Source organism: Paraburkholderia adhaesiva (genome assembly GCF_021390575.1).
GTDB lineage: Bacteria > Pseudomonadota > Gammaproteobacteria > Burkholderiales > Burkholderiaceae > Paraburkholderia > Paraburkholderia adhaesiva.
This window is the reverse complement of record NZ_JAJEJQ010000001.1, coordinates 1,535,384-1,555,100: the sequence shown is the minus strand read 5'-3', so window position 1 is coordinate 1,555,100 and position 19,717 is coordinate 1,535,384. Positions and strand designations below refer to the sequence as shown.

Below are 19,717 nucleotides of genomic sequence, written 5' to 3'. Positions count from 1 at the left end.
CAGATCCGGCGGCCATGCGCACAACCACAGCAGCGCCAGGTTCCCCAGGCGTCAGACATGTGCCGCGGGCCCAGCTCCTGGCGCCGCGGACTCGGCGGGTGGTTCACCGCCCCCCGCGCGCTCGCCGAACAGGCCCGCCATCCAGCGCCCGATTTCCTCGGCGTTGGTTTCGCCGGTGAGCCGCGCGGGTGAGAGCCGCCCGCCCGCGAGCACGGCGATCCGGTCGCAGATGTCGAACAGCTCGTCGAGTTCCTCGGAGATCACGAGGATCGCCACGCCGCGCGCCGAAAGATCGAGCAATTGCTGGCGAATGAACGCCGAAGCGCCGACATCGACACCCCATGTCGGCTGCGCGACCACGAGCACCTTCGGCGCCTGCAGAATCTCGCGCCCGACGATGAACTTCTGCAGATTTCCGCCCGACAGGCTCTGGGCGAGCGCATCGGGGCCGCCGCAGCGCACATCGAATGCGCCGATGCAGCGCTCGGCGAACGCACGCATGGCGCCCATCCTGAGCCAGCCCGAGCGCACCATGCCCTCGCGGTGCGCGGTCAGCAATGCGTTTTCCGAGAGCGACATCGCAGGCACCGCGCCGCGCCCAAGCCGCTCCTCGGGCACGAACGCGAAGCCGAGGCGCCGCCGCGCGCCCGCTGCGAGCCGCGCGGCTGGCTTGCCGCAGATCGTCACGGTGTCGGCCGGGATGTGGCGGCCCGTGTGGGCCTCGCCCGAGAGCGCGGCGAGCAGCTCCGCCTGACCGTTGCCCGATACGCCCGCGATGCCGAATATCTCGCCCGCGTGGACGCCGAACGTGACATCGGTGAGCGTCGTGCCGAACGGATCCTCGCTCGGCACCGAAAGGTGCTTCACGTCGAGCAGCACGTCGCCCGGTGTGTGCGGGCGGCGCGTGTAGTCGGGCAATTCCCGGCCCACCATCAGCCGCGCGAGCGACGCATGGGTTTCCTCGCGCGGAATCACGTTGCCGGTCACCTTGCCGCCGCGCAGCACCGTAGCCGTATCGCAGAGTTCCTGGATTTCGTCCAGCTTGTGGCTGATGTAAAGGATGCTGCAGCCTTCCGAGGCGAGCCGCCGCAGCGTGTCGAAAAGCTTGCGCACGGCCTGCGGTGTAAGCACCGAGGTCGGCTCGTCCATGATGAGCAGACGCGGATTCTGCAACAGGCAGCGCACGATTTCCACGCGCTGACGCTCGCCCACCGTGAGACTGTGCACGTGGCGCTGCGGATCGACGTCGAGTCCGTATTGCGCCGACACCTCGCTGATACGCTTGCCGAGGGCCTTGAGGTCGAACGGCTCGTCGAGCGCGAGCGCGATGTTCTCGCCCACCGTGAGCGTCTCGAAGAGCGAAAAGTGCTGGAACACCATGCCGATGCCGAGCTTGCGAGCGGCGGCCGGGCTCGCGATATCGACGACCTGCCCTTCCCAGCGAATCTCGCCCGCGTCGGGTCGCACCGCGCCGTAGACGATCTTCATGAGCGTGCTCTTGCCCGCCCCGTTCTCCCCGAGCAGCGCGTGGATCTCGCCAGGCGCAACCGACAGCGTGACGTCGTCGTTCGCGCGCACCGCCGGATACTGCTTCGTGATGCCGGAGAGCGCAAGGCGAGGCGCGGCGCCGCCCGCACCCTGTTCCGATGCGGTGCCCGCTGCCTGACGTGAAGAAGAATCGCCCATGAAGGTTCCGACGTAGTACGTTATTGCTATTCGTTTTCCGGGCCTGGCGGATGCCGCCCCGGTAGTTGCCCGCGCACCATTATGGATGCACCGGCCGCAGCTTTTCCATGACCGGCCGCCGCGCGGGGGTGACGATACCTGTTAGCCGCGCGTCCGTCGAGGGGCAAAAAGCCCGCCGGACCATATGGCGCGGGGACTCCAGGGATGCCTCCCTTGACGGAGCAGACCGGTTATATCAAAAATCATATACCTGCAAGGACAATCGATAGCCAAACGATATAGCCCGGAGACTTCATGAGCCAGCAGCGCGAGGCGATCGACACCTATTTGTTGCGCGTCCTGAACACCCTCCTGATGGAGCGCAGCGTCACGCGTGCGGCTGTCAAGCTCAACCAGTCGCAGCCCGCCATCAGCGCGGCATTGCGACGTCTGCGCGATATCACCGGCGACCCCCTTCTCGTGCGCGGAAAGTCCGGCATGGTACCGACCGAATACGGCCTGCGTCTGCTCGAACCCGTGCAGAACGCGCTGCGCGAAATCGAGCGCATCCGTTTTCAGCAGCACAGCTTCGACCCCGCAACGTCGATCCGCTGCTACCGGATCGGCTGCCCTGACTATCTGAACGTCCTGTTCGTGCCGACCGTCGTCGAGCGCCTTCGCCAGGCCGCGCCCAATGCAACGCTCGAATTCCACTCGCTCGGCCCCGCGTTTGACTATGAACTCGCGCTCGAAGAGGGCAAGCTCGACATCGTGATCGGCAACTGGCCCGAGCCGCCCGAGCAGTTGCATCTGTCGAACCTGTTCGTCGACCAGATCGTCTGCCTCATGAGCAACACGCACCCGTTCGCGAAGCGCGGCGCGCTCACGCTCGAGCAGTACCTGAGCGCGGCGCATCTCGCGCCGACGCCCTATTCCGTCGGCCAGCGCGGCGCCATCGACGTACATCTCGCACGCGAACGCCTCAAACGGCACGTCGTCGTCACTTTGCCGTACTTCAACCTCGCGCCCTACGTGCTCGTCAAGTCGGATCTGATCTTCACGACGACACGCCTCTTCGCCGATCACTACGCGCGTGTCCTGCCGCTCACGGTCGTGCCCGCGCCGCTCGATTTTCCGCCGATGCAGTATTACCAGTTGTGGCACGAACGCTGTCACTACTCGGACGAGGTGCGCTGGTTGCGGGGCCTCGTGACTGAAGCGGCCAGAACGCTGACCGAAAAGTCCTGATCGCACGAACGCGTCATGGACACCATTGGCCAGTGGCTGCCCGGTACCGCCGCTCCGTCTTCGCATCGCGCGACACACGTTGCTCACATTCCGTACCTTCAGCCGCCAAAATTGCGCCGGCAATTCTGATAACCGCGATATAGGGATTTAAAGCGCCGATATAACGGCTGAATTCTGGCAACGTTACGATAACCACGCGATAGGCCCGATACACGTCGAGTCGCCCGAAACCAGGGTGAACCCGTGCGAAGCGTCGTGTGGCTCATGCCGCAGGCGTTATGTTGCTTATCGGTCATGCGACTGGGCCGCGTTCGTTCCTAAAATGCGTTGACGGCGCCCGCTTCAATCCTTCGACGGGGATGTGGCCAACGCTGACGTACAACCGCGATCCGCCGCCAGGGATCATGGGATCGGGCCATCGCTGAAACTTCGCGCAGTCATTACAGGCACGACACAAGGAAACTGCGAATGGGCAAGCTCACCACTCATGTGCTCGACACCGCAAACGGTCGTCCCGGGTCGGGCATCAAGGTCGAACTCTTTGCGCTCTCAGGCGATGCGCGCCACGCGCTGAAAACCGTCACGACAAACCACGACGGCCGCTGCGACGAACCGCTGCTCGAAGGCAAGGCGCTCGTCGCGGGCGAATACGAACTCGTCTTTCATGCGGGCGACTACTTCGCGTCACTCGGAACGAATCTGCCGCAGCCGCGTTTCGTCGATCATGTGGTGCTGCGCTTTGGCATCGCGGACGCCGGCAGCCACTATCACGTGCCGCTGCTCGTCTCACCCTGGTCGTATAGCACGTACCGCGGCAGCTGAGCGCGCACGACCAGGCCGACGACAGCTTCCGCGCACGCAAGACCGGCAGCGCGATACCGCCGCACGGCATGCACGACGCCGCGGCCACGCAATATCCTTCGCGCCAACGCATCCGTTCATCGGCACCGCAGCACCGCACGACGATGTAACACTCACATCCAGCGAGCCGCATCACGCGCTCGGCACACGACAAATCAGGCGTGGAGGCGTTTCATGGAAGGTTTCATCACCGACTGGCTGAGCCTCACACTGCGCTGGTTCCACGTCGTCGTCGCGATCGCCTGGATCGGCGAGTCGTTCTATTTCGTCGCGCTCGACAACAGCCTCAAACCGCCCGCGGACCCGAACCAGCGCCGCCGCGGCGTGTTCGGCGAGCTGTGGCACGTTCACGGTGGCGGCTTCTACAACATGCAGAAGTACACCCTTGCCCCGCCCGAAATGCCGAAGGACCTCCACTGGTCGAAGTGGCCGTCGTACACGACGTGGCTGTCCGGCGCGTCGCTCTTCACGGTGCTTTACCTCTTCGCGCCGAACACGTACCTCATCGACAAGAACGTGCTCGACATCGGTCCGGTCGTCGCGATTTTCTCGGCGCTCGGCTTTCTCGCCGCGGGCTGGATCGTTTATGACGCCCTGTGCCGCCTGCTCGGTATGCGCGACAGACTGCTTGGCGTTAGCGTCGGCATCTATGTACTGATCGCGGCCTGGCTCGCGTGCCACGTTTTTTCGGGCCGGGCCGCGTACCTGATCGTCGGTGCGATGCTCGCGACGATCATGTCGGCGAACGTGTTCTTCGTCATCATCCCGGGCCAGCGCAAGATGGTCGACGCAATGCTCAAGGGCGACGAGCCCAACCCGATCTATGGCAAGCGCGGCAAGCAACGTTCGGTACACAACACCTATTTCACGCTGCCGGTGGTGTTCGCGATGTTGTCGAACCACTATGCGATGACCTACACGCACCCGCACAACTGGGCCGTGCTCGCGGTGATCATGCTGGCCGGCGCGCTGATTCGACAGTTCTTCGTGATGCGTCACCGCGGCCAGGTGCTCTGGTATTTGCCGCTCGGCGGTATCGCGTTGATGTTCGGCGCGATCACGTGGACGTTGCCACGCCCGGTCGTGCCGCAGGCCGATGCCACGAATGCGCCGGCACTGACGATCGCCGACATCCAGCCTATCCTGCAGGCCCGCTGCGCGGTGTGCCACTCGACGCATCCGACGTTGATGGGCGCAGCGCCCGCTGGCGTGATGTTCGATACGCCCGACGAGATATCGCAGAACGCACAACGTCTTTATCAACAGGCCGTGCAGATGAAGTCGATGCCGCTTGGCAACGTCACGCACATGACCGACGGCGAACGGCAGAAGATCGCCGCCTGGTTCGAAGGCGGCGCGGTGAAGTGAGGTCGAGCTCGACGCGCGTTCACGCTGATGCTAAAGAGAAAGCGCGAGGTGCACGCTTTCTTGTTACGCGAACGGGCCGCCTCGCGCTCGGGAACTCAGCGCAACGGCGTCCCCATCGTCGTGAACGCCGCTGGGATCGCGGGCGCCATTTCGGCAGCGTTTATCAGGCTGCGAACCGTCGACGACGGCACGGGCTGAAGCGCACGCTCGGGCATGCGCGCCACAACGGGCGCGGACACGGACGGGCTCGCGGATACGATTTGAGGCTGGGGCGCGCTTTCGCTTATGCGCGTCACAACGAACGCTGGCGCTGACGGCGTTACGGATGCAGGCACAGGTGTGGGCACAGTCGTCGTCATGGGTGCCGGTAGCGGCGTCGAATCAGACGCTGGCACTTCGGACGGACCCGCTTGCACAGCCACGATGCGCATCGATCCCTCCGACGGTTTCCCACGCGTGCCACTGGCGAACGCCGTGTCCAGCGCCATCGGAGGAAACGAAGCCGTGGCTTGTGAACCGCCACCGGACCGGGGTGCCGCAGGTGAAGCGATCTGCACCGCCATGCGTCCACCCGCAACCACGGGCGACGCAGCATCAGACGGGCTCGACTCCGCCGCCTGCCGCGCCGCAACCGCCACACCCGGATCCACAATTCGCGGCTCGCTTGCGCGTTGTGCGTACAACTGCGTATTGATGCGCCCGACTTCGTCGAGATTCAGACTCGCCGTTTCGGCGAGCAGCTTCAGCAAGGCAAGCACCGTGTCGTATCGCGCACGAATCAGGTCGCGGCGGCTCGCATAGAAGCTGTCCGTCGCACGCAGCACGTCCGTACTCGCGCGGCTGCCCACGCGAAAACCAGTCCTCGTCGCGTCGAGCGACGCCTGCGCACGCTGCACGAGCGTCTCCATCGCGACGATCCGCGCCCGACCCGACGTCGCGCGCAGCCAGTCATCGCGGGCCGCCCCGGCCGCGCCGCGCGTTGCCGCTTCCAGTTCGTCGCGCGCCTTGTCCTCGAGTGCCTTCGCCTCATCGACCTGCGCCGTCGCCTCGCCGCCGGAGAACAGTGGAATCTGCAGCGCGAGCAGCCCCGTCGTCGTCGTCGTGGGCCGGGAATAACCGCCACCGGCCCCCGCAGGCGTGTGCGTGATTTGCAGATCGACGCGCGGATAGTGGCTCGCGCGCGCCTTTTCCGTATCGAGCTTCGCGATCTGCAGCGCAAGCTCGCGAATCTGCACGGGATAGCAGCGGGCCTGCGCCTGCGTGATCCAGGAATCCGCGTCCGCCGGCTCGAGTGCGGGCATCACGGCATGTTCGGGGAGCGTCGCGAGTGTCTCGGCAGGCTTGCCCGTCAGGCGTTCGAGCGCGGAGCGCGCGAGCAGCACGCGGTCTCTCGCGTCGAGCAATTGCAGTTGCGCCTGGGCACGGCTCGCCTCGGCCTCACGTATATCGACGAGTGTCGCCTCTCCTGCCCTCTTCGCTCGCGCGAGCAATGCGAGGTGCGTGTCGAGCGCGCGCAGATAGTCGTCTGCGCGTGCCACCTCGTCAGTGGCGGCGAGCGCATCGAAATAGGCCTGAGCCGCACGCAGGATCGCATCCTGGCCCGCGCTCGCCGCCTCCAGTTCGCCGCGCGCGACCACGTAGTCGGCTTGCCGCCAGGTACTCCACCGGGCCCAGTCGAAAATCGGCTGCGTGAGCACTACGGTCCAGCCGTTCTGCCAGTAGTCGACGTTCGGGAACCCATCCATCGCGATGCGGTTGTACTGCCGCCCCCAGCCGCCATCGACGCGCGGAAGCAGCCCCGCCCGCGCCTTCGGCACGGCCTGCGCCGCGGCGCGATACGCGTCGCGCGCCGCGGCGAGCGTCGCATCGTGATCGAGCGTGTCCTCAACCACGTCCAGCAGATCGGCCGCCCGCGCGCCGCCCGCCTGCACTGCACACGCGAGCGCCGTCAATGCGAAGCGCCCCTTCATGCGCGCGTCTCTGCGTTCGCGTCGACGCGCACGAGCGCGCCATCGACCAGGTGATAGTGCCGGTCGAATCCACCCGACATCGACGCATCGTGCGTGATGACCACCACGGTGCAGTCGAGCCGCTGAAGCAGATCCGCGATGCGTTGCACGGCGGCCGGGTCGAGATTGGAGGTAGGCTCGTCGAGCAGCAGCACTTCGCGCCGCTGGTAAAGCGCGCGCGCAAGCAACAGCCGCTGACGCTGCCCCGCCGAAATGTTCGCCGCCGAATCGCTGATTACGGTGCGCGTGCGCATCGGCAACCCCATCACGTCGTCGAGCAACCCCACGTCGCCGAGGATCGCATGGATGCGCGCTTCGTCAGGATTCGCTTCGAACAGCGAGACGTTATCGGCAATCGAGCCGTGGAGGATGATGTCGCCCTGGCGCATGTGCGCTGCGTGCCGGCGGATTTCGTCGACCGTGAGATTCGGCCACGCGATGCCGTTAAGCAGAATCTCGCCTGACTGCGCAAGTTCGGAGGCGGCGAGCAGCTTGAAGAGCGTCGATTTGCCCGCGCCAGAAGGCCCTGTAATCACGATCTTGTCGCCGCGCGCGATTTCGAGTGTCGCCCCCTTGAGCACCGGGTGATCGGAGACGCCATACGCGAACGTCACGTCGCGCACACTGATGGATTCGAAGCGCCGCGCCTCGACGATCTTGTGCAGGTCCTCCATCGGCGTGTAGCGCTCGGTCTCGCACTCGGTGATGTCGTCAACGCGCGAGACCGGCACGCTCAGCATGAAATACGAAAAGATCGTGTTGATCGCACTGGCGAAGCGATCAGACAACAACGTCTTGTAGATCATGAACGAATACAACACGCCGACCGATAGCTGCCCGGCCAGCATGTACCGCGCGGCGAGCCAGGTGATGAGAAGCGTCTCCGTGTTCTTCAAGAGACCCAGCATTGCGTCGCGGGTCTTGCCAAGGCGGCCGCTGCGCAACTTCGCTGCGGTGAAGACGCGGAACAGTCCCATGAACTTCGAGACGCGGCGTGTTTCGCCTTGCGATAGCTTGATCAGCGACGCGGCGCGCACGGTTTCGATGAGCGCGTCGTCGCAGCGCGCGCCCTCCTGGAATACTCGACCCTGCGACTCCCGCATCGCCGCGAACATGAGTCCGGAAATCAGCACATACAGGGCGAAAATCAGCAGCGCAACGGTTGAAAGCATTGCGCTCTGGATGAACATGAGCAGCGTAGCCAGGAGTCCGACGCCCACATCGACGTAAAACGTGACGACTGAACGCGAGGCAAAGCCCGTGATCTCGTCCTGAGCCTTCACGCGGGCAAACACGTCGCCGACATTGCGCTTTTCGAAGTACGCAATCGGCACTCGCAACAGATGGGCCATCAGGCCTTCAGTCGAATGCACGCTCACGCGCGCGTACAGCAGTTCCACGAGCGTGCCCTGCACGTACTGGCTGATCGCGCCAATGGCGAAGATGCCCGCGAACGTGATGACAAGCACATTCAGAAGATTAATGTTGTCCTGCGCGACGACATTGTCGAGCACGAAAGCGCCGAAATACGGCAGCGCGAGGATCGCGAACTGGCTGCCGAGCGCGACGAAGAGGATTTTCGCGATCTGGCCGCGCATCTGCGGATTGAGCACGCGCAGGCGTTCGAACGCAGCCGGCACGCGCCTGCGCTTCACGATGCGAGGCAGCGAAGGCGTGGGCGCGCATTCGAGCAGATAGCCTGACACACCGGCAAGAAACGTGGCCATCGCAATGCGGCGTCGGCCCATGGCCGGATCGATCAACCACACGTAGTGGCGCGTGCAGCGCAAGAACATGACGAAATGCGCGCCGCCGAAATGAATGATCGATCCGCGCTTGATCTCCCGGAGGTGCGAAGCATCGAAGCGGAACGCCTGCACTTCGAGGCCGAAATCGGCTGCAACGTCGTACAGGTCCATTAGCGAGAGGCCGTTCGCCGAGATCGGCCGATAAGCCGACAGTTCCCGCACCTCGGTCGCGCGGCCCAAATGCGTGAGCACCATAGCAAGGCACGCGTAGCCGCATTCCGCTACTTCATTTTGATAGATCACCCGCATATCAGCCTCGCACGATCTTGAACAACGGCTCGAGCACCCACTCGGCGATGGTGCGCCGCTCGATCACGATGCTCGCGCTCGCCTGCATGCCCGGCAGGATGTCGAAACGCTGCTTGCCATATTCGAACGTATGCCCGCGCAACGTGACCCACGCGATGTAGTCGTCACCGGGCGCTTGCGGCATGCCGTCCTCGCCAAAGTCGACTGCCGTGGGCTGCGCCGCGCTCACGGTGGTGCGCGAAATCGAATCGATGCGCGCCTCGTAAGTGCCGAATTTCGCGTAAGGAAAAGCGTCGAATTTGAGCCGCACCGTCTGCCCTTCGCGCACGAAACCGCGCCGCCGCGATGAAATGCGCAACTCGGCGCGCAGTGGCTGCGACGTGTCGGTCACGAGCACCATCGCGATATCGTCCGGTTGCAGCTTGCTGCCCTGCACGAGCCGCGAGAACGTCACGGTGCCCGCCTTCGGCGCCGACACCGTGGCATCGCGGCGTGTCTGCTCGAAGCGCGCATCGGCGTCCTGCAAATCGCGCGCGCGGCTCGCGTCGAGTTCCTTCGACTGCGCGGCAAGCGCGGTTTGCGTGTTCTGAAGATTGGTGATTGCAGCCAGCGTCTGCTGCCGCCGCTCTGCGGACTGCGCGAGCGCGATGCGGCTCTGGTGCAGTTCCGCGCGCGCCTGCTCGATGCGGTCGGCGACGACGAAGTCCGACACCGATTCGAGGCGGTCGAGTTTCTTCTGCGTTTCGTCGGCGAGCTGACGATTCTGGTCGCCTTGCTCGTCGATTCCGGCGAGTTCGGCGCGTCGGCTCGCTTCCTCCGCACGCGCGGTGGCAACCTGCGATTCGAGATCGACGCGCCGCTGCGCGTAAAGCGCAACGACCGCCCGGCGCTGTTCGTCGCGCACTTGTGCGTTGAAGGCGCCGTGCCGGGCGCCATCACTGGCGAGCGTCATGTCGCGTTCGAGCCTGAATAGCGGCTGACCAGCTTCAACGTGCGCGGGTGGCTGCACGTAGATCGCGGAGATCAACCCGCTCTCGCCCTGTACCTTGATTTCCGAAGGCGACACGATTTCGCAGCGCACATCCTGCTTCAGCTCAACCTGATGAACGAATGCGAAAACGATGCCTGCCAGCACGAATGCCGAAGCACCGTAGGCAATCCAGCGTCCGCGGATATCCCGGAACTCGGGAAGATAGTGCGGCTCCATGGTGTGATGCGGTCCCCGTTGCCGGTCGTGCCGGCATGACGTGTGTGGAGTGCTCGCCCTGCCCTGAAATCAGCGGGTCGGCGCAAAGTGATAGACGCACGGATGGCCGGCGTACAGCCAGTGCGGATAGTTTTCTTTACAGGCGATGTCGATGTCGTCGGCCAGACGCTGCGGCGCGTCGAGTTCGGCAAGCGCGATCGGCTCAAACATTCGCATACCGAAACGTCCGCGTTCCAAACGCAGATAGAACGGCAGCAAATACGCATCAAGCGGCGCCCCAAGCCGGAAGACACCCGCATGCACGCGCGCGTGACGTCCCCGCAGAAACACGTCCACGGTCTCCATCGGAAATTTCGCGAGCGTGAATGGAGGCACGTCGGCGAACAGCACCGCGACGCCCTCCCGCCGCAACGCACGCACGACTCGCAGCCCCAGCGAGTTGCGCTGCTCTCCACTTTCGGCGTATGTGTGGAGCACGCGTATGGAGGGGATCATGGTCGCGTCGTCGCCGTATACATCGCGCGGCACGCCGGATACGAGCGAGATCGATTCGATCCCGAGCCCCCTGCGCACATGCTCGACGATACAGACGTTCGCGTACTGCGAAAGATAGTGAAACGGAGAAAGGATGATGGGGCGCTTCGGCTCGCGGGCCCGCATCTCGCGGATGCGCGCCACAATTTGTGCGGCGAACACACGCAGTTCTGGGCAAGGGTCACGCCCGCGCTCGTGCGCGGCGTAGAACCGTTCATCAATCCAGGCCTCGCGTACCCTGGCACTCATCGTACGCAGTGCGTCGCGACGCGTGAGGGCCACGTCCGCACGTCCCGCTTCGTACCGCGCGACACCCACCGCGCGGACCCGCCCGCTGAATGCCCCACGAACGAGCCAGCTCACCAGCGCGCCGCGCTCCACAGCCCTGAACGACAACCGCGAGAGCACCGCGCGCCGCGTGGCCAAACGTGCGGCTGCAAAACGATGGACGAGGCCGTGAAGTGGCTGCAGGACAGCAGTGAGCGAAAGCGACATGGTGAAAGACGTGATCCCGGTCGGCAGGCCCTAAAGCCAACAGAAAAAAAAGGGGGGCGATAACGCCCCCCCTTTCACCCAGAGGCCTACCTGACTACGTGATTAACGCGGAACCGGAGTATCCTGGGTAGTGCCCTTATCGGAGCCGCAGCAGCCACCAGCAACTTTGAGATTAGCGAGTTGGTTGCGTTCGATCTTTTGCATATCGAGTCCTTGAAATTATCGGATTGAGTTGGCCATCACGATTCACATCAGTGACGGCGTGTGGATGTTAATTAGCCAAACAGCATGACTCAATACGCTTTAACATTTTTCAACGAGTATTCACAAATAGTCACGAATGTCTGAATTTCGAGATCCTCACGGTCATCGCGATCGTGCAGAGAAGCTGTCTTCACGAGTGAATCGCCAGTATCGCTACCCACTCGACAAAATCAGGCGGCAATATTCTTTGAAATATATTAAATACGGCACTTTCGCCAGATATTTAGGACTATTCGTATTTAACCTTGAAACACCCCACCCTACAGTCGCGCTGCGATCTTCGGCGCCAGCCCTGCTGCGCGTAGTGACGGAGCACCAGGCCTCGCGCTGAAGAGCACGCACAACGACCGTCATTAGTCACTATGGGGTGTTTCTCGATGAACAAAACGTACCGCTCGATCTGGAGCGAAGCAGACCAAACCTGGGTCGCCGCACCCGAAACCGCTGCTGCGCGTGGCAAGTCCGTGCGCCGGCTCGCCATTCTCGTAACGGGCGCGGTTGGGCTCGCCGCGAACGCCACGTCGGCCTTTGCCACCACGACCACCGCGCCCACACCCGGCACCGTGGGCCAGGGTGGCCTTGAAATGTGCTCGGGCGCCAAAGGCTACTCGTGGGGCTCCTCGGGCGGCAGCCAGTCGATCGACTGCTCGGTCGATGGCAAAGGCACGACCGACGGCCTCGCCTTCTCGCTGAACAATGCTGCCGATACGAAGGGCGGCTACGGCTTCAATGCGTCGACGGCCCAGGTCGCGGGCTATCAGAACGGCACGCTCAACATCAAGGGCGCGAGCATCATGGTCTACGGCCCGACGACCTTCGACAGCATCGTCACGATGAGCAACCAGAAGATCGTCCAGATGGCGCCGGGCCTCGTGGCGGCAGATAGCACCGAAGCGGTCAATGGTTCGCAGCTGTACGCGACAAACCAGAGCATCACGAATCTGCAAAATTACGTCGGCGACGCCGTCATGTACGACACGACCAATCACGACACGCTCACGCTCGGCGGCACAACCGCAAAGGCGCCGGTCGCACTTCGCAACGTCGCCGCAGGCGATATGGCGCCTGCGAGCACCGACGCGGTCAACGGTTCGCAGCTCTACGAGGTCAATCAGGGCGTCGTCAACAACACGACCACGCTCACCAACCTCATCGAAAACATCTCGAACGGCAAGATCGGCATCGTCCAGCAAGATCAGGCGACCCGAAACATCACGGTCGGCAAGGACACGGACGGGACGATCGTCGACCTGACCGGCACGGCCGGGGTGCGCAAGCTCACCGGCCTCGCGGCCGGCACGGGTGCAAGCGACGCGGTGAACGTTGCGCAGATGCAGTCGGCGGGCTTCCAGTTCGACAACATCGGCGGCGTACTGAACAAGGCTGTCACCTACGATGCAGGCTCGATCGCTGCCGGCAGCCCCTCGATTACGCTCGCCACCGGCGACGGCTTTAGCCCGTATCACATCAACGGGGACCGTAACGCTGGCTACCTGCCCACGGGCACCGTGATCAGCAATGTGGCGGACGGCATTCAGGATACCGATGCGGTCAATCTCGGTCAGGTGAACAACCTGATCAGCTCGGCCTTGAATGGCGGCGGCGGCGCCCAGGGGATGTCGGCACGCGTTCTCGCGGCAGCGGACACCAGCTCGGGTGCGTCGCAGCTCGCCGCGTCGACCGGCACGGATCCGGTGACGTACGACTCGTCGGCACACGATACGATCACACTCAGCAGCGCGACGGGCGGCAACGTCACGATGACGGGCCTGCAGAACGCCACGCTCAGCGACACCAGCACCGATGCCGTGACCGGCCAGCAGCTCTTTGCGACGAATCAGCAAGTCGCGAACCTCAATCAGGCGATACAGAACGTAAGCGCCAACGGATCGACGGCGCTCTCGACCAACACCACGAGCGGCGCGGCCGCCGCAGCCGGTGCGCAGTCGATCGCACTCGGCGGCGGCGCGGCGGCAACCGGCGACAACTCGACCGCGCTCGGCGACAAGGCAAACGCCTCTGGGAAGAACTCGGTAGCCATCGGCGCGAACTCGATCGCGAATCGCGACGATGCGGTCTCGGTCGGCCAAGAAGGTGCGACGCGTCAGATCGTCAACGTGACAGCCGGCACGGCGCCCACCGACGCCGTGAATGTGGAACAGATGAACAGCACGATTGCGCAGCAGAACACCGCGATCAACCAGCAGATGTCGGGCCTTCGCAACACGATCAACACCGTTGAGAAAAACGCGTATTCGGGCGTAGCAGCGGCGATGGCGATGCCGAACCTCACGCCTTCGGCTCCGGGCCGCACGGTCGTCGCAGCCGGTGGCGGCTACTACAAGGGCGGCAGCGCTGGCGCGGTTGGCGTGACGTATCGGTCGGCGAACTCGCATTGGCTCGTGAACGGCGCAGTCGCCGTCACGAATAATGGCGACGCTGGCGCGCGTGCTCAGATCGGCTACGAGTTCTGACGCGCTCGTTGCGGGGCGCTGGTCAACGGCGCTCCTCGTTCGCGAACGGCGTGCGCAGATCCTTCGGCTTGCGCACGCCGAAAGCAGAAGCCACGGCTCGCGCCGTGGCTTTTTTTGGTATTCGCATTTCGCGGTTGATGCCGTCGAGTCTTGGTGCTTGGCGGAAGACACCATTGACTGCATTACGGACTGGTGCATTTCGACTCGACGCGGACCTCTGCAAATCTCGGTACCGGACATTCAAGTGGCCGTCGTGGCAGTCACCCGATGAGTTCGATATCAGGGAGATTTGCCAAAACCTGGTCGTAGGTAGCATAGCGCGCAAGCGCTTCTACGACGACCGGGAGCGGTTCATCCCAGATTTCTGGGAGATCCCGTTCCTTGGGGTCTCTGATAGGGAAAGCGAGCGCCTCTTGAGGAGGACGAAACTGTGCATCAACGCCCGCCTTGTTCCCCCGGGCATCAATACGGTACCAGCCAATTTCTTTCAGGTACACGGCGTTCAAACCGTGAAGGCAATACGGAGCACCCCCGTTACCCACCGACAAGCGTTGATAACACAGCCCGGTCGGCACGCCGTTGGCTCGGAGCAAGGCTGCGAGCAAATGACTCTTGGCGTAGCAGTAGCCCGTTTTGTGTAGCAAAACATCTGACGCCTTGCAGGTAACCGGATTGAGCTTAAAGTCGGAGCTATGCCGTATTTCGTCTCGAACGAACTCGAAGGACAGACGTACCAGTTCGCTTTCCGACCCTGCACGATTCGCAAGCATCTGAGCGACCGACTGGATTTCGGCGGTATGCCAGTCGATGTACACGCTCGACGAAAGATAACGCTGCATCTGCTTGACCTCGATAATATCCAACGTTCATGAGTGTTCGTACCGTCGGTCAGACGGTATGACGATTATCAGCCAGATTCGTCGAATGGCCGAAAGTGGCCGAACCCGGAAATCGAAGTTGGCAATCGGGGCACATGGCGCACGTCGGCCTCGAACGTCCCGATGTTGGAACGAATCTGCCACTCAACGACCCTGGTGATGAAGGTGATTAGCGGCAACGCAGAGCAGAACGGGGACGACTGCTATGGTCCGGCACGGGCCACTGGATCATGTCGGCGCGCAAGGACGACTTGAACGTAGCAACTTCCGCGTGGATTGAGGCGCTTCGCTTACCCGAACAAACGCGTCCATACCGTGCGAATCCGGCGCGCCCGGTCCTCGAATAGGTACGAGGCAGTGAGCGCAAACAAGCCTGACATGACTCCCGTCGCGATGTGTTCGAGAATATGAACGCGATAGTGACTCGCGTGAGAGTAGGCATCCCCTACTACCGTCAGGCAGCCGACGATCAGTGCGTTTGCGTAGCGATTCGCGTACCACTTCGCCGCGGGTCTGAAGGTGAGCAGCACGGCGAGCAAGCCAGTGAACAGCCCAGTCTTGAATGCAATCGCCCAATGGGTAAGGCTCATGACGTTTCCCCAGCTTCCCGGCATGCAGGTCATGCAAGCGCTGGTCGGCTGCCAGAAACGCTGGATAAACAGTCTTATGCGGCGCTTCCATTCCCTTCCCATGACGGACTCCGCGAAATCGGCCTGAGGTTCCGCCGAAATGATACATCGCGAGAGCACGGTAACCCTGGCGCGCGACAATCGCCGATACCGGCGCAAGCGGCAGCGGAGTCAACTCACAGTGGCTCAATGCGCCATGGCGCCCGATGCGGGATGATCTATGCCTGTCGTGTCGTGCTTCATGGGCTTGTTCGTCTGGCCATAGCCCAGGCACTCGCGGGGACAAGTTATCGACGTGAATGGGACGGTCATCCATGCGGCCACAGCCGATCCGTAACCCGACATTCAGATACTCCCTAAGAAGCGTCATCGAACGAACGGTAATGGCCGTTCTTAGACACCCGGCAGCCCTCCAGTCTCCGTGGCATCGCTGCGTCAAACACCGACAAAATAGCCGCGAAATCCGGACACCTTTTTTGTTAGCAGTGCGTCGCACGAGACGTCAACGCTGCACGGCGCGCATTGCCTCCTCGGTCAGCCAAAGCGACTCCGGCAAATCCTGCTCGTTGAGATTGAGTCCTTCCCCGCCACGATCGACAACGACAAAATCGCTGACCTGATCGAGCGCAATCAGCGGATGGTGCCACACGCCCTTCGCATAGTTCACGCCCTGCCAGCCTCGCGTGACGAACGCTCGAACCTTCGTGACGTCGAGGTCGCCCGCCGGCGCGACGACGATCAGATAAGGCCGATCGCTGAGCGGCACGAACGCCTGACTGCCGAGCGGATGACGCTCCAGCATTTTCACCTCGAACGGCAGCACGCGTGGCTCGCCCCGAAAGAGATTGATCAGCGTACGCCCGCCCTCGTCCGTCACATCCACCTTCGCGAGATCGTGGAAGCGGATCGTCGTTGCGAGGTTGATGGGGAACTGCTTCGCGCCTTCGAGCTCGATCACGTCGCCGAATGGCGCGAACGCTTCACGCGTCAACCGTTCGATGACGAGCGTCGCGCCGGGGGATTGCGTCGGATCACTCATGGTTCCGCTCGCGGCCCGCCTATGCGAGCGTGCCCCACAAACGCAGACGCGACACGCCGCCATCCGGAATGATGTTCAGGCGCACGTGTGTGACCGGGCCGAGTGCGGCCAGCTCGCTTTCGAAAACATGTTGCTTGTCCATCTGAAGCTTTTGCTCACCGAGCAGCATCGGCCAGAACATCGCCTGCGTGACAAGCGAGCTGTCCGTGCCGCCGTTCACCCGCGCCGCCTGGATTGAACAACGGTCCGGATAGTTTCCCTTGAAGTGCGCCGTGTCGACCTCGATCTTCCTGATGACGCCCGGCTGCGCGAGCGCGATGATCGCCCAGTCGTTGCCCGGCTCCCGACGGCGGCGCGTTTCCCAACCGTCGCCCATGTTCTCCCCGCGTCCCGGCATCAGTATGTTCGACGCGACACCATAGTGCTGATTGTTCGCGGCGACGACATACGCACCGTTCTCAGTCGCCGCGAGGTTGAATAGCTCGGTGCGGCTCGCACCGCTCCAGTCCACCTGCGGTTGGCCATAGACGCGCAGACGTGCGATGCCGCCATCGGGATAAATGTTCACACGCAGGTGCGTGTATGCCGTCTCGCTCGCGACATCGACATAGTGGTGGCTATTGCCGTTGAGCGAAACGGAAGGCACGATCTCGACCCACTGCGTCGCGGCCGACGGATCGCCCTCCAGCACGCATGCGCCTTCCACCGATGCCGCCGGCGGATAGTTGCCCGTGAAGTAGCTCGTGTCGATGTCGAGCCCCTTGATAACGCCCGCGCGCGCGAGCTTGACGACGCACCAGTCGTAGCCCGTCGTGCGCTTGCGCCGCGTTTCCCAGCCGTCCATCCACTTGCCGTTGTCGTCGTACTTGCCCGGGATGAAGACCGCCGGCTCGGGATTGAGCATGCGTTCTTTCGGCGCGAAGAAGTCGTCGCTGGCAACGAGCGCCTGTGCGCCCAGACGCGGATCGGCAAGGTTCACGTAGCGACGCGTGAAATCGGGCGCGTTTGGATCGAGTGTCGGGAGTGCCATCTCAGTCTTCCTTCGTTCGTGTCTGTTCGGTGATCCGGAAAACACTGCGTCCGCTGCAACGACGGCCTACGCGCACGGTCTCACGCGTGAACCAGCTCGACGAGCCTGAATCGCGCAATGCGATAGATCTGGTCGAGGGTAGTGCGCATCTCATCGGCACGACTGTTGTTCATACGCGATTCGAAGTTTTCGATGATGCCTTCACGGTCGTAACCGCGCACCGCCAGGATGAACGGGAATCCGAACTTCTCGCGATACGCGCGGTTGAGGGACTGCAGCGTGTCGAACTGTTCCTGCGTGCACTGGTTCAGACCCGCGCAGCTCTGCTCGCGGGTCGATTCGACCGTCAGTTCTCCGCGCACCGCCGCCTTGCCCGCGAGTTCCGGGTGGGCGTTGATGAGCGCGAGCTGCTCCGTCTCGCCAGCGCTCTGAACGGCGAGCGACATCGCCTGATGCAATGCCTCGATGCTCGCGAACGGACGTTGGTCCGCGACCGCCCCGGCTACCCAGGGCGAGTGTTCGAAGATGCCCGAAAGCGCCGCTACGAAGGCTTCACTAGAGGCGCAGTTCAACCGTTCGAGCGTGTAGTGCATGCCCGTCATGCGGCGGCCCCACGTTGATCGTTCTGCTTCGATTGACAGGGATGTTGCTCGCACCAGTGGCGTGCGATATCGACGCGGCGAGTCACCCACACGCGATCGTGTTTTTCGATGTGATCGAGAAAGCGCTGCAGGGCGCGGAATCGCCCCGGGCGGCCGAGCAGCCGGCAATGCATGCCAACCGACAGCATCTTCGGCGCTTCGCCCCCCTCTTCGTAGAGCACGTCGAACGCATCACGCAGATACGTAAAGAAGTGATCCGCTGTGTTGAATCCCTGCTGCGTAGCGAAGCGCATGTCGTTCGTGTCCAGTGTGTACGGCACGATCAGCTGCGGTATTGTCTTGCCGCCCGTCACTTCCACGTCCATCCAGAACGGCAGGTCGTCGCCGTAATAGTCGGAGTCGTAGAGAAAGCCGCCGTATTCGACTACGAGACGGTGCGTGTTCGGACTGTCGCGGCCCGTGTACCAGCCGAGAGGTCGCACGCCCGTCACGCGCTCGATCGCCTCCATTCCGAGCCGCATGTGCTCGGCCTCCATGTCGGGCGTCGCGTCCTGGTAATGAATCCAGCGATAGCCGTGGCACGCGATTTCATGGCCGAGTTCGACGAATGCCCGCGCGACCTCCGGATTGCGTTCGATAGCCATGCCGACGCCGAACACCGTCAGCGGCAGACCGCGCTTCTCGAACTCGCGCAGGATGCGCCACACCCCGACGCGCGAGCCGTATTCGTAGATGGACTCCATGCTCATGTGGCGTGCGGGATACGCGGCGGCGCCGATGATCTCGGACAGAAATTGCTCGGACGCGTGATCGCCGTGCAGCACGCAGTTCTCGCCGCCCTCTTCGTAGTTGAGCACGAACTGCACCGCGACGCGGGCCTGGCCCGGCCAGTTGGCCTGCACCGGATGCCGGCCGTAACCAGCCATATCGCGTGGGTATTGTGGGTCGAGTGCCATGCTGGACGATTCCATCGGGCGGTGCGTAGAAGAAAAACCCGGCGATCGGATGCATCGAACGTGCTGTCTGCGCGAAACACCCGTGCGGCGGGACGGCTGGACGATTGCTTTCAGGACCGGATCAGTTTAGCGAATTCGCCCCAGTGCGCCCATACGCGTACTCAGATACTACGGGTCAAACGCCGTGTATGGCAGGCGCCCCGCATTGTGTGCCAGCGATGCATGTTTCCCTGATGGCGCGGCTGCCACGCAAACTGAGGAAAACTTGTTTCCAGTGCGCCTGCAGCGGCCGAACGCGACTGGTTCTCGCCGCCGCGACGCCCGGTTCGGGTAGCCTGCGCAGCCATACGAGGGTCATCAACTACACGATGACCGGTTTGTTGACCTGCTAATCAATGATC

15 protein-coding genes are annotated in these 19,717 nt (G+C 63.1%); 4 read left to right on the top strand and 11 right to left on the bottom strand.

The genetic code is table 11. The annotated features are described in order from the left end of the window. Nucleotides 1–51: 51 nt before the first annotated feature. Entirely contained in the window at nt 52–1,686 is a 1,635-nt protein-coding gene (locus L0U80_RS06955) for an ABC transporter ATP-binding protein (protein ID WP_233863231.1), read from the bottom strand. Nucleotides 1,687–1,980: 294 nt separating this feature from the next. On the opposite strand from L0U80_RS06955, the gene L0U80_RS06950 reads away from it, so the two are divergent. From L0U80_RS06950 to L0U80_RS06940, 3 genes are all read left to right on the top strand, one after another. Further along, nucleotides 1,981–2,913 carry a LysR substrate-binding domain-containing protein gene (locus tag L0U80_RS06950; protein ID WP_233863230.1) on the top strand — a complete coding sequence of 311 codons (933 nt, stop codon included), beginning with the start codon at nt 1,981–1,983 and terminating at the stop codon, nt 2,911–2,913. A gap of 468 nt (nt 2,914–3,381) precedes the next feature. Then, entirely contained in the window at nt 3,382–3,735 is a 354-nt protein-coding gene (uraH, locus tag L0U80_RS06945) for a hydroxyisourate hydrolase (RefSeq protein WP_233863229.1), read from the top strand. Nucleotides 3,736–3,948: 213 nt separating this feature from the next. Then, nucleotides 3,949–5,142 carry a urate hydroxylase PuuD gene (locus tag L0U80_RS06940; protein WP_233863228.1) on the top strand — a complete coding sequence of 398 codons (1,194 nt, stop codon included), beginning with the start codon at nt 3,949–3,951 and terminating at the stop codon, nt 5,140–5,142. A 95-nt stretch (nt 5,143–5,237) separates the two neighbouring features. Here the strand turns inward: L0U80_RS06940 and L0U80_RS06935 are convergent, their stop codons facing one another. From L0U80_RS06935 to L0U80_RS06920, 4 genes are all read right to left on the bottom strand, one after another. Further along, a complete protein-coding gene (locus L0U80_RS06935; protein ID WP_233863227.1) occupies nt 5,238–7,112 on the bottom strand; it encodes a TolC family outer membrane protein in 1,875 nt (624 codons plus the stop codon). Beyond that, entirely contained in the window at nt 7,109–9,208 is a 2,100-nt protein-coding gene (locus L0U80_RS06930; protein WP_233863226.1) for a peptidase domain-containing ABC transporter, read from the bottom strand. Before L0U80_RS06930 ends, L0U80_RS06935 begins: the two co-directional genes overlap by 4 nt. A 1-nt stretch (nt 9,209) precedes the next feature. Next, the gene (locus tag L0U80_RS06925; RefSeq protein ID WP_233863225.1) at nt 9,210–10,415 is read right to left on the bottom strand and encodes a beta-barrel domain-containing protein; all 1,206 of its coding nucleotides are present in this window, start codon (nt 10,413–10,415) and stop codon (nt 9,210–9,212) included. Between the two features lie 69 nt (nt 10,416–10,484). Further along, complete coding sequence (locus L0U80_RS06920; RefSeq protein ID WP_233863224.1) at nt 10,485–11,444, bottom strand: hypothetical protein; 960 nt, start codon at nt 11,442–11,444, stop codon at nt 10,485–10,487. A 641-nt stretch (nt 11,445–12,085) separates the two neighbouring features. Between L0U80_RS06920 and L0U80_RS06915 the strand changes: the two genes are divergently transcribed. Further along, nucleotides 12,086–14,182, top strand: coding sequence for an ESPR-type extended signal peptide-containing protein (locus tag L0U80_RS06915; protein WP_233863223.1), 2,097 nt, complete (start codon nt 12,086–12,088; stop codon nt 14,180–14,182). A 260-nt stretch (nt 14,183–14,442) separates the two neighbouring features. Here L0U80_RS06915 and L0U80_RS06910 read toward each other — a convergent pair whose 3' ends face one another. The 6 genes from L0U80_RS06910 to puuE form a co-directional block, all read right to left on the bottom strand. After that, a complete protein-coding gene (locus tag L0U80_RS06910; protein WP_233863222.1) occupies nt 14,443–15,045 on the bottom strand; it encodes a transglutaminase-like domain-containing protein in 603 nt (200 codons plus the stop codon). A gap of 305 nt (nt 15,046–15,350) precedes the next feature. After that, nucleotides 15,351–15,752 carry a hypothetical protein gene (locus tag L0U80_RS06905; RefSeq protein WP_233863221.1) on the bottom strand — a complete coding sequence of 134 codons (402 nt, stop codon included), beginning with the start codon at nt 15,750–15,752 and terminating at the stop codon, nt 15,351–15,353. Nucleotides 15,753–16,191: 439 nt separating this feature from the next. Then, nucleotides 16,192–16,728 carry an ureidoglycolate lyase gene (locus tag L0U80_RS06900; RefSeq protein ID WP_233863220.1) on the bottom strand — a complete coding sequence of 179 codons (537 nt, stop codon included), beginning with the start codon at nt 16,726–16,728 and terminating at the stop codon, nt 16,192–16,194. A gap of 19 nt (nt 16,729–16,747) precedes the next feature. Beyond that, nucleotides 16,748–17,758: an allantoicase gene (gene alc, locus L0U80_RS06895; protein ID WP_233863219.1), complete on the bottom strand. Its 1,011-nt coding sequence runs from the start codon at nt 17,756–17,758 to the stop codon at nt 16,748–16,750. Nucleotides 17,759–17,838: 80 nt separating this feature from the next. Next, nucleotides 17,839–18,360, bottom strand: a complete 522-nt coding sequence (uraD, locus tag L0U80_RS06890; RefSeq protein ID WP_233863218.1) for a 2-oxo-4-hydroxy-4-carboxy-5-ureidoimidazoline decarboxylase — start codon at nt 18,358–18,360, stop codon at nt 17,839–17,841. Further along, nucleotides 18,357–19,316, bottom strand: a complete 960-nt coding sequence (gene puuE / locus L0U80_RS06885) for an allantoinase PuuE (RefSeq protein WP_233863217.1) — start codon at nt 19,314–19,316, stop codon at nt 18,357–18,359. The genes uraD and puuE overlap by 4 nt, the downstream gene beginning before the upstream one ends. Nucleotides 19,317–19,717: the final 401 nt, after the last annotated feature.

Coding starts and splice junctions, on each gene's coding strand:
- L0U80_RS06955 (WP_233863231.1), bottom strand. CDS start 1,686: ATGGGCGATTCTTCTTCACGTCAGGCAGCGGGCACCGCATCGGAACAG.
- L0U80_RS06950 (WP_233863230.1), top strand. CDS start 1,981: ATGAGCCAGCAGCGCGAGGCGATCGACACCTATTTGTTGCGCGTCCTG.
- uraH (WP_233863229.1), top strand. CDS start 3,382: ATGGGCAAGCTCACCACTCATGTGCTCGACACCGCAAACGGTCGTCCC.
- L0U80_RS06940 (WP_233863228.1), top strand. CDS start 3,949: ATGGAAGGTTTCATCACCGACTGGCTGAGCCTCACACTGCGCTGGTTC.
- L0U80_RS06935 (WP_233863227.1), bottom strand. CDS start 7,112: ATGAAGGGGCGCTTCGCATTGACGGCGCTCGCGTGTGCAGTGCAGGCG.
- L0U80_RS06930 (WP_233863226.1), bottom strand. CDS start 9,208: ATGCGGGTGATCTATCAAAATGAAGTAGCGGAATGCGGCTACGCGTGC.
- L0U80_RS06925 (WP_233863225.1), bottom strand. CDS start 10,415: ATGGAGCCGCACTATCTTCCCGAGTTCCGGGATATCCGCGGACGCTGG.
- L0U80_RS06920 (WP_233863224.1), bottom strand. CDS start 11,444: ATGTCGCTTTCGCTCACTGCTGTCCTGCAGCCACTTCACGGCCTCGTC.
- L0U80_RS06915 (WP_233863223.1), top strand. CDS start 12,086: ATGAACAAAACGTACCGCTCGATCTGGAGCGAAGCAGACCAAACCTGG.
- L0U80_RS06905 (WP_233863221.1), bottom strand. CDS start 15,752: ATGGGAAGGGAATGGAAGCGCCGCATAAGACTGTTTATCCAGCGTTTC.
- L0U80_RS06900 (WP_233863220.1), bottom strand. CDS start 16,728: ATGAGTGATCCGACGCAATCCCCCGGCGCGACGCTCGTCATCGAACGG.
- alc (WP_233863219.1), bottom strand. CDS start 17,758: ATGGCACTCCCGACACTCGATCCAAACGCGCCCGATTTCACGCGTCGC.
- uraD (WP_233863218.1), bottom strand. CDS start 18,360: ATGACGGGCATGCACTACACGCTCGAACGGTTGAACTGCGCCTCTAGT.
- puuE (WP_233863217.1), bottom strand. CDS start 19,316: ATGGCACTCGACCCACAATACCCACGCGATATGGCTGGTTACGGCCGG.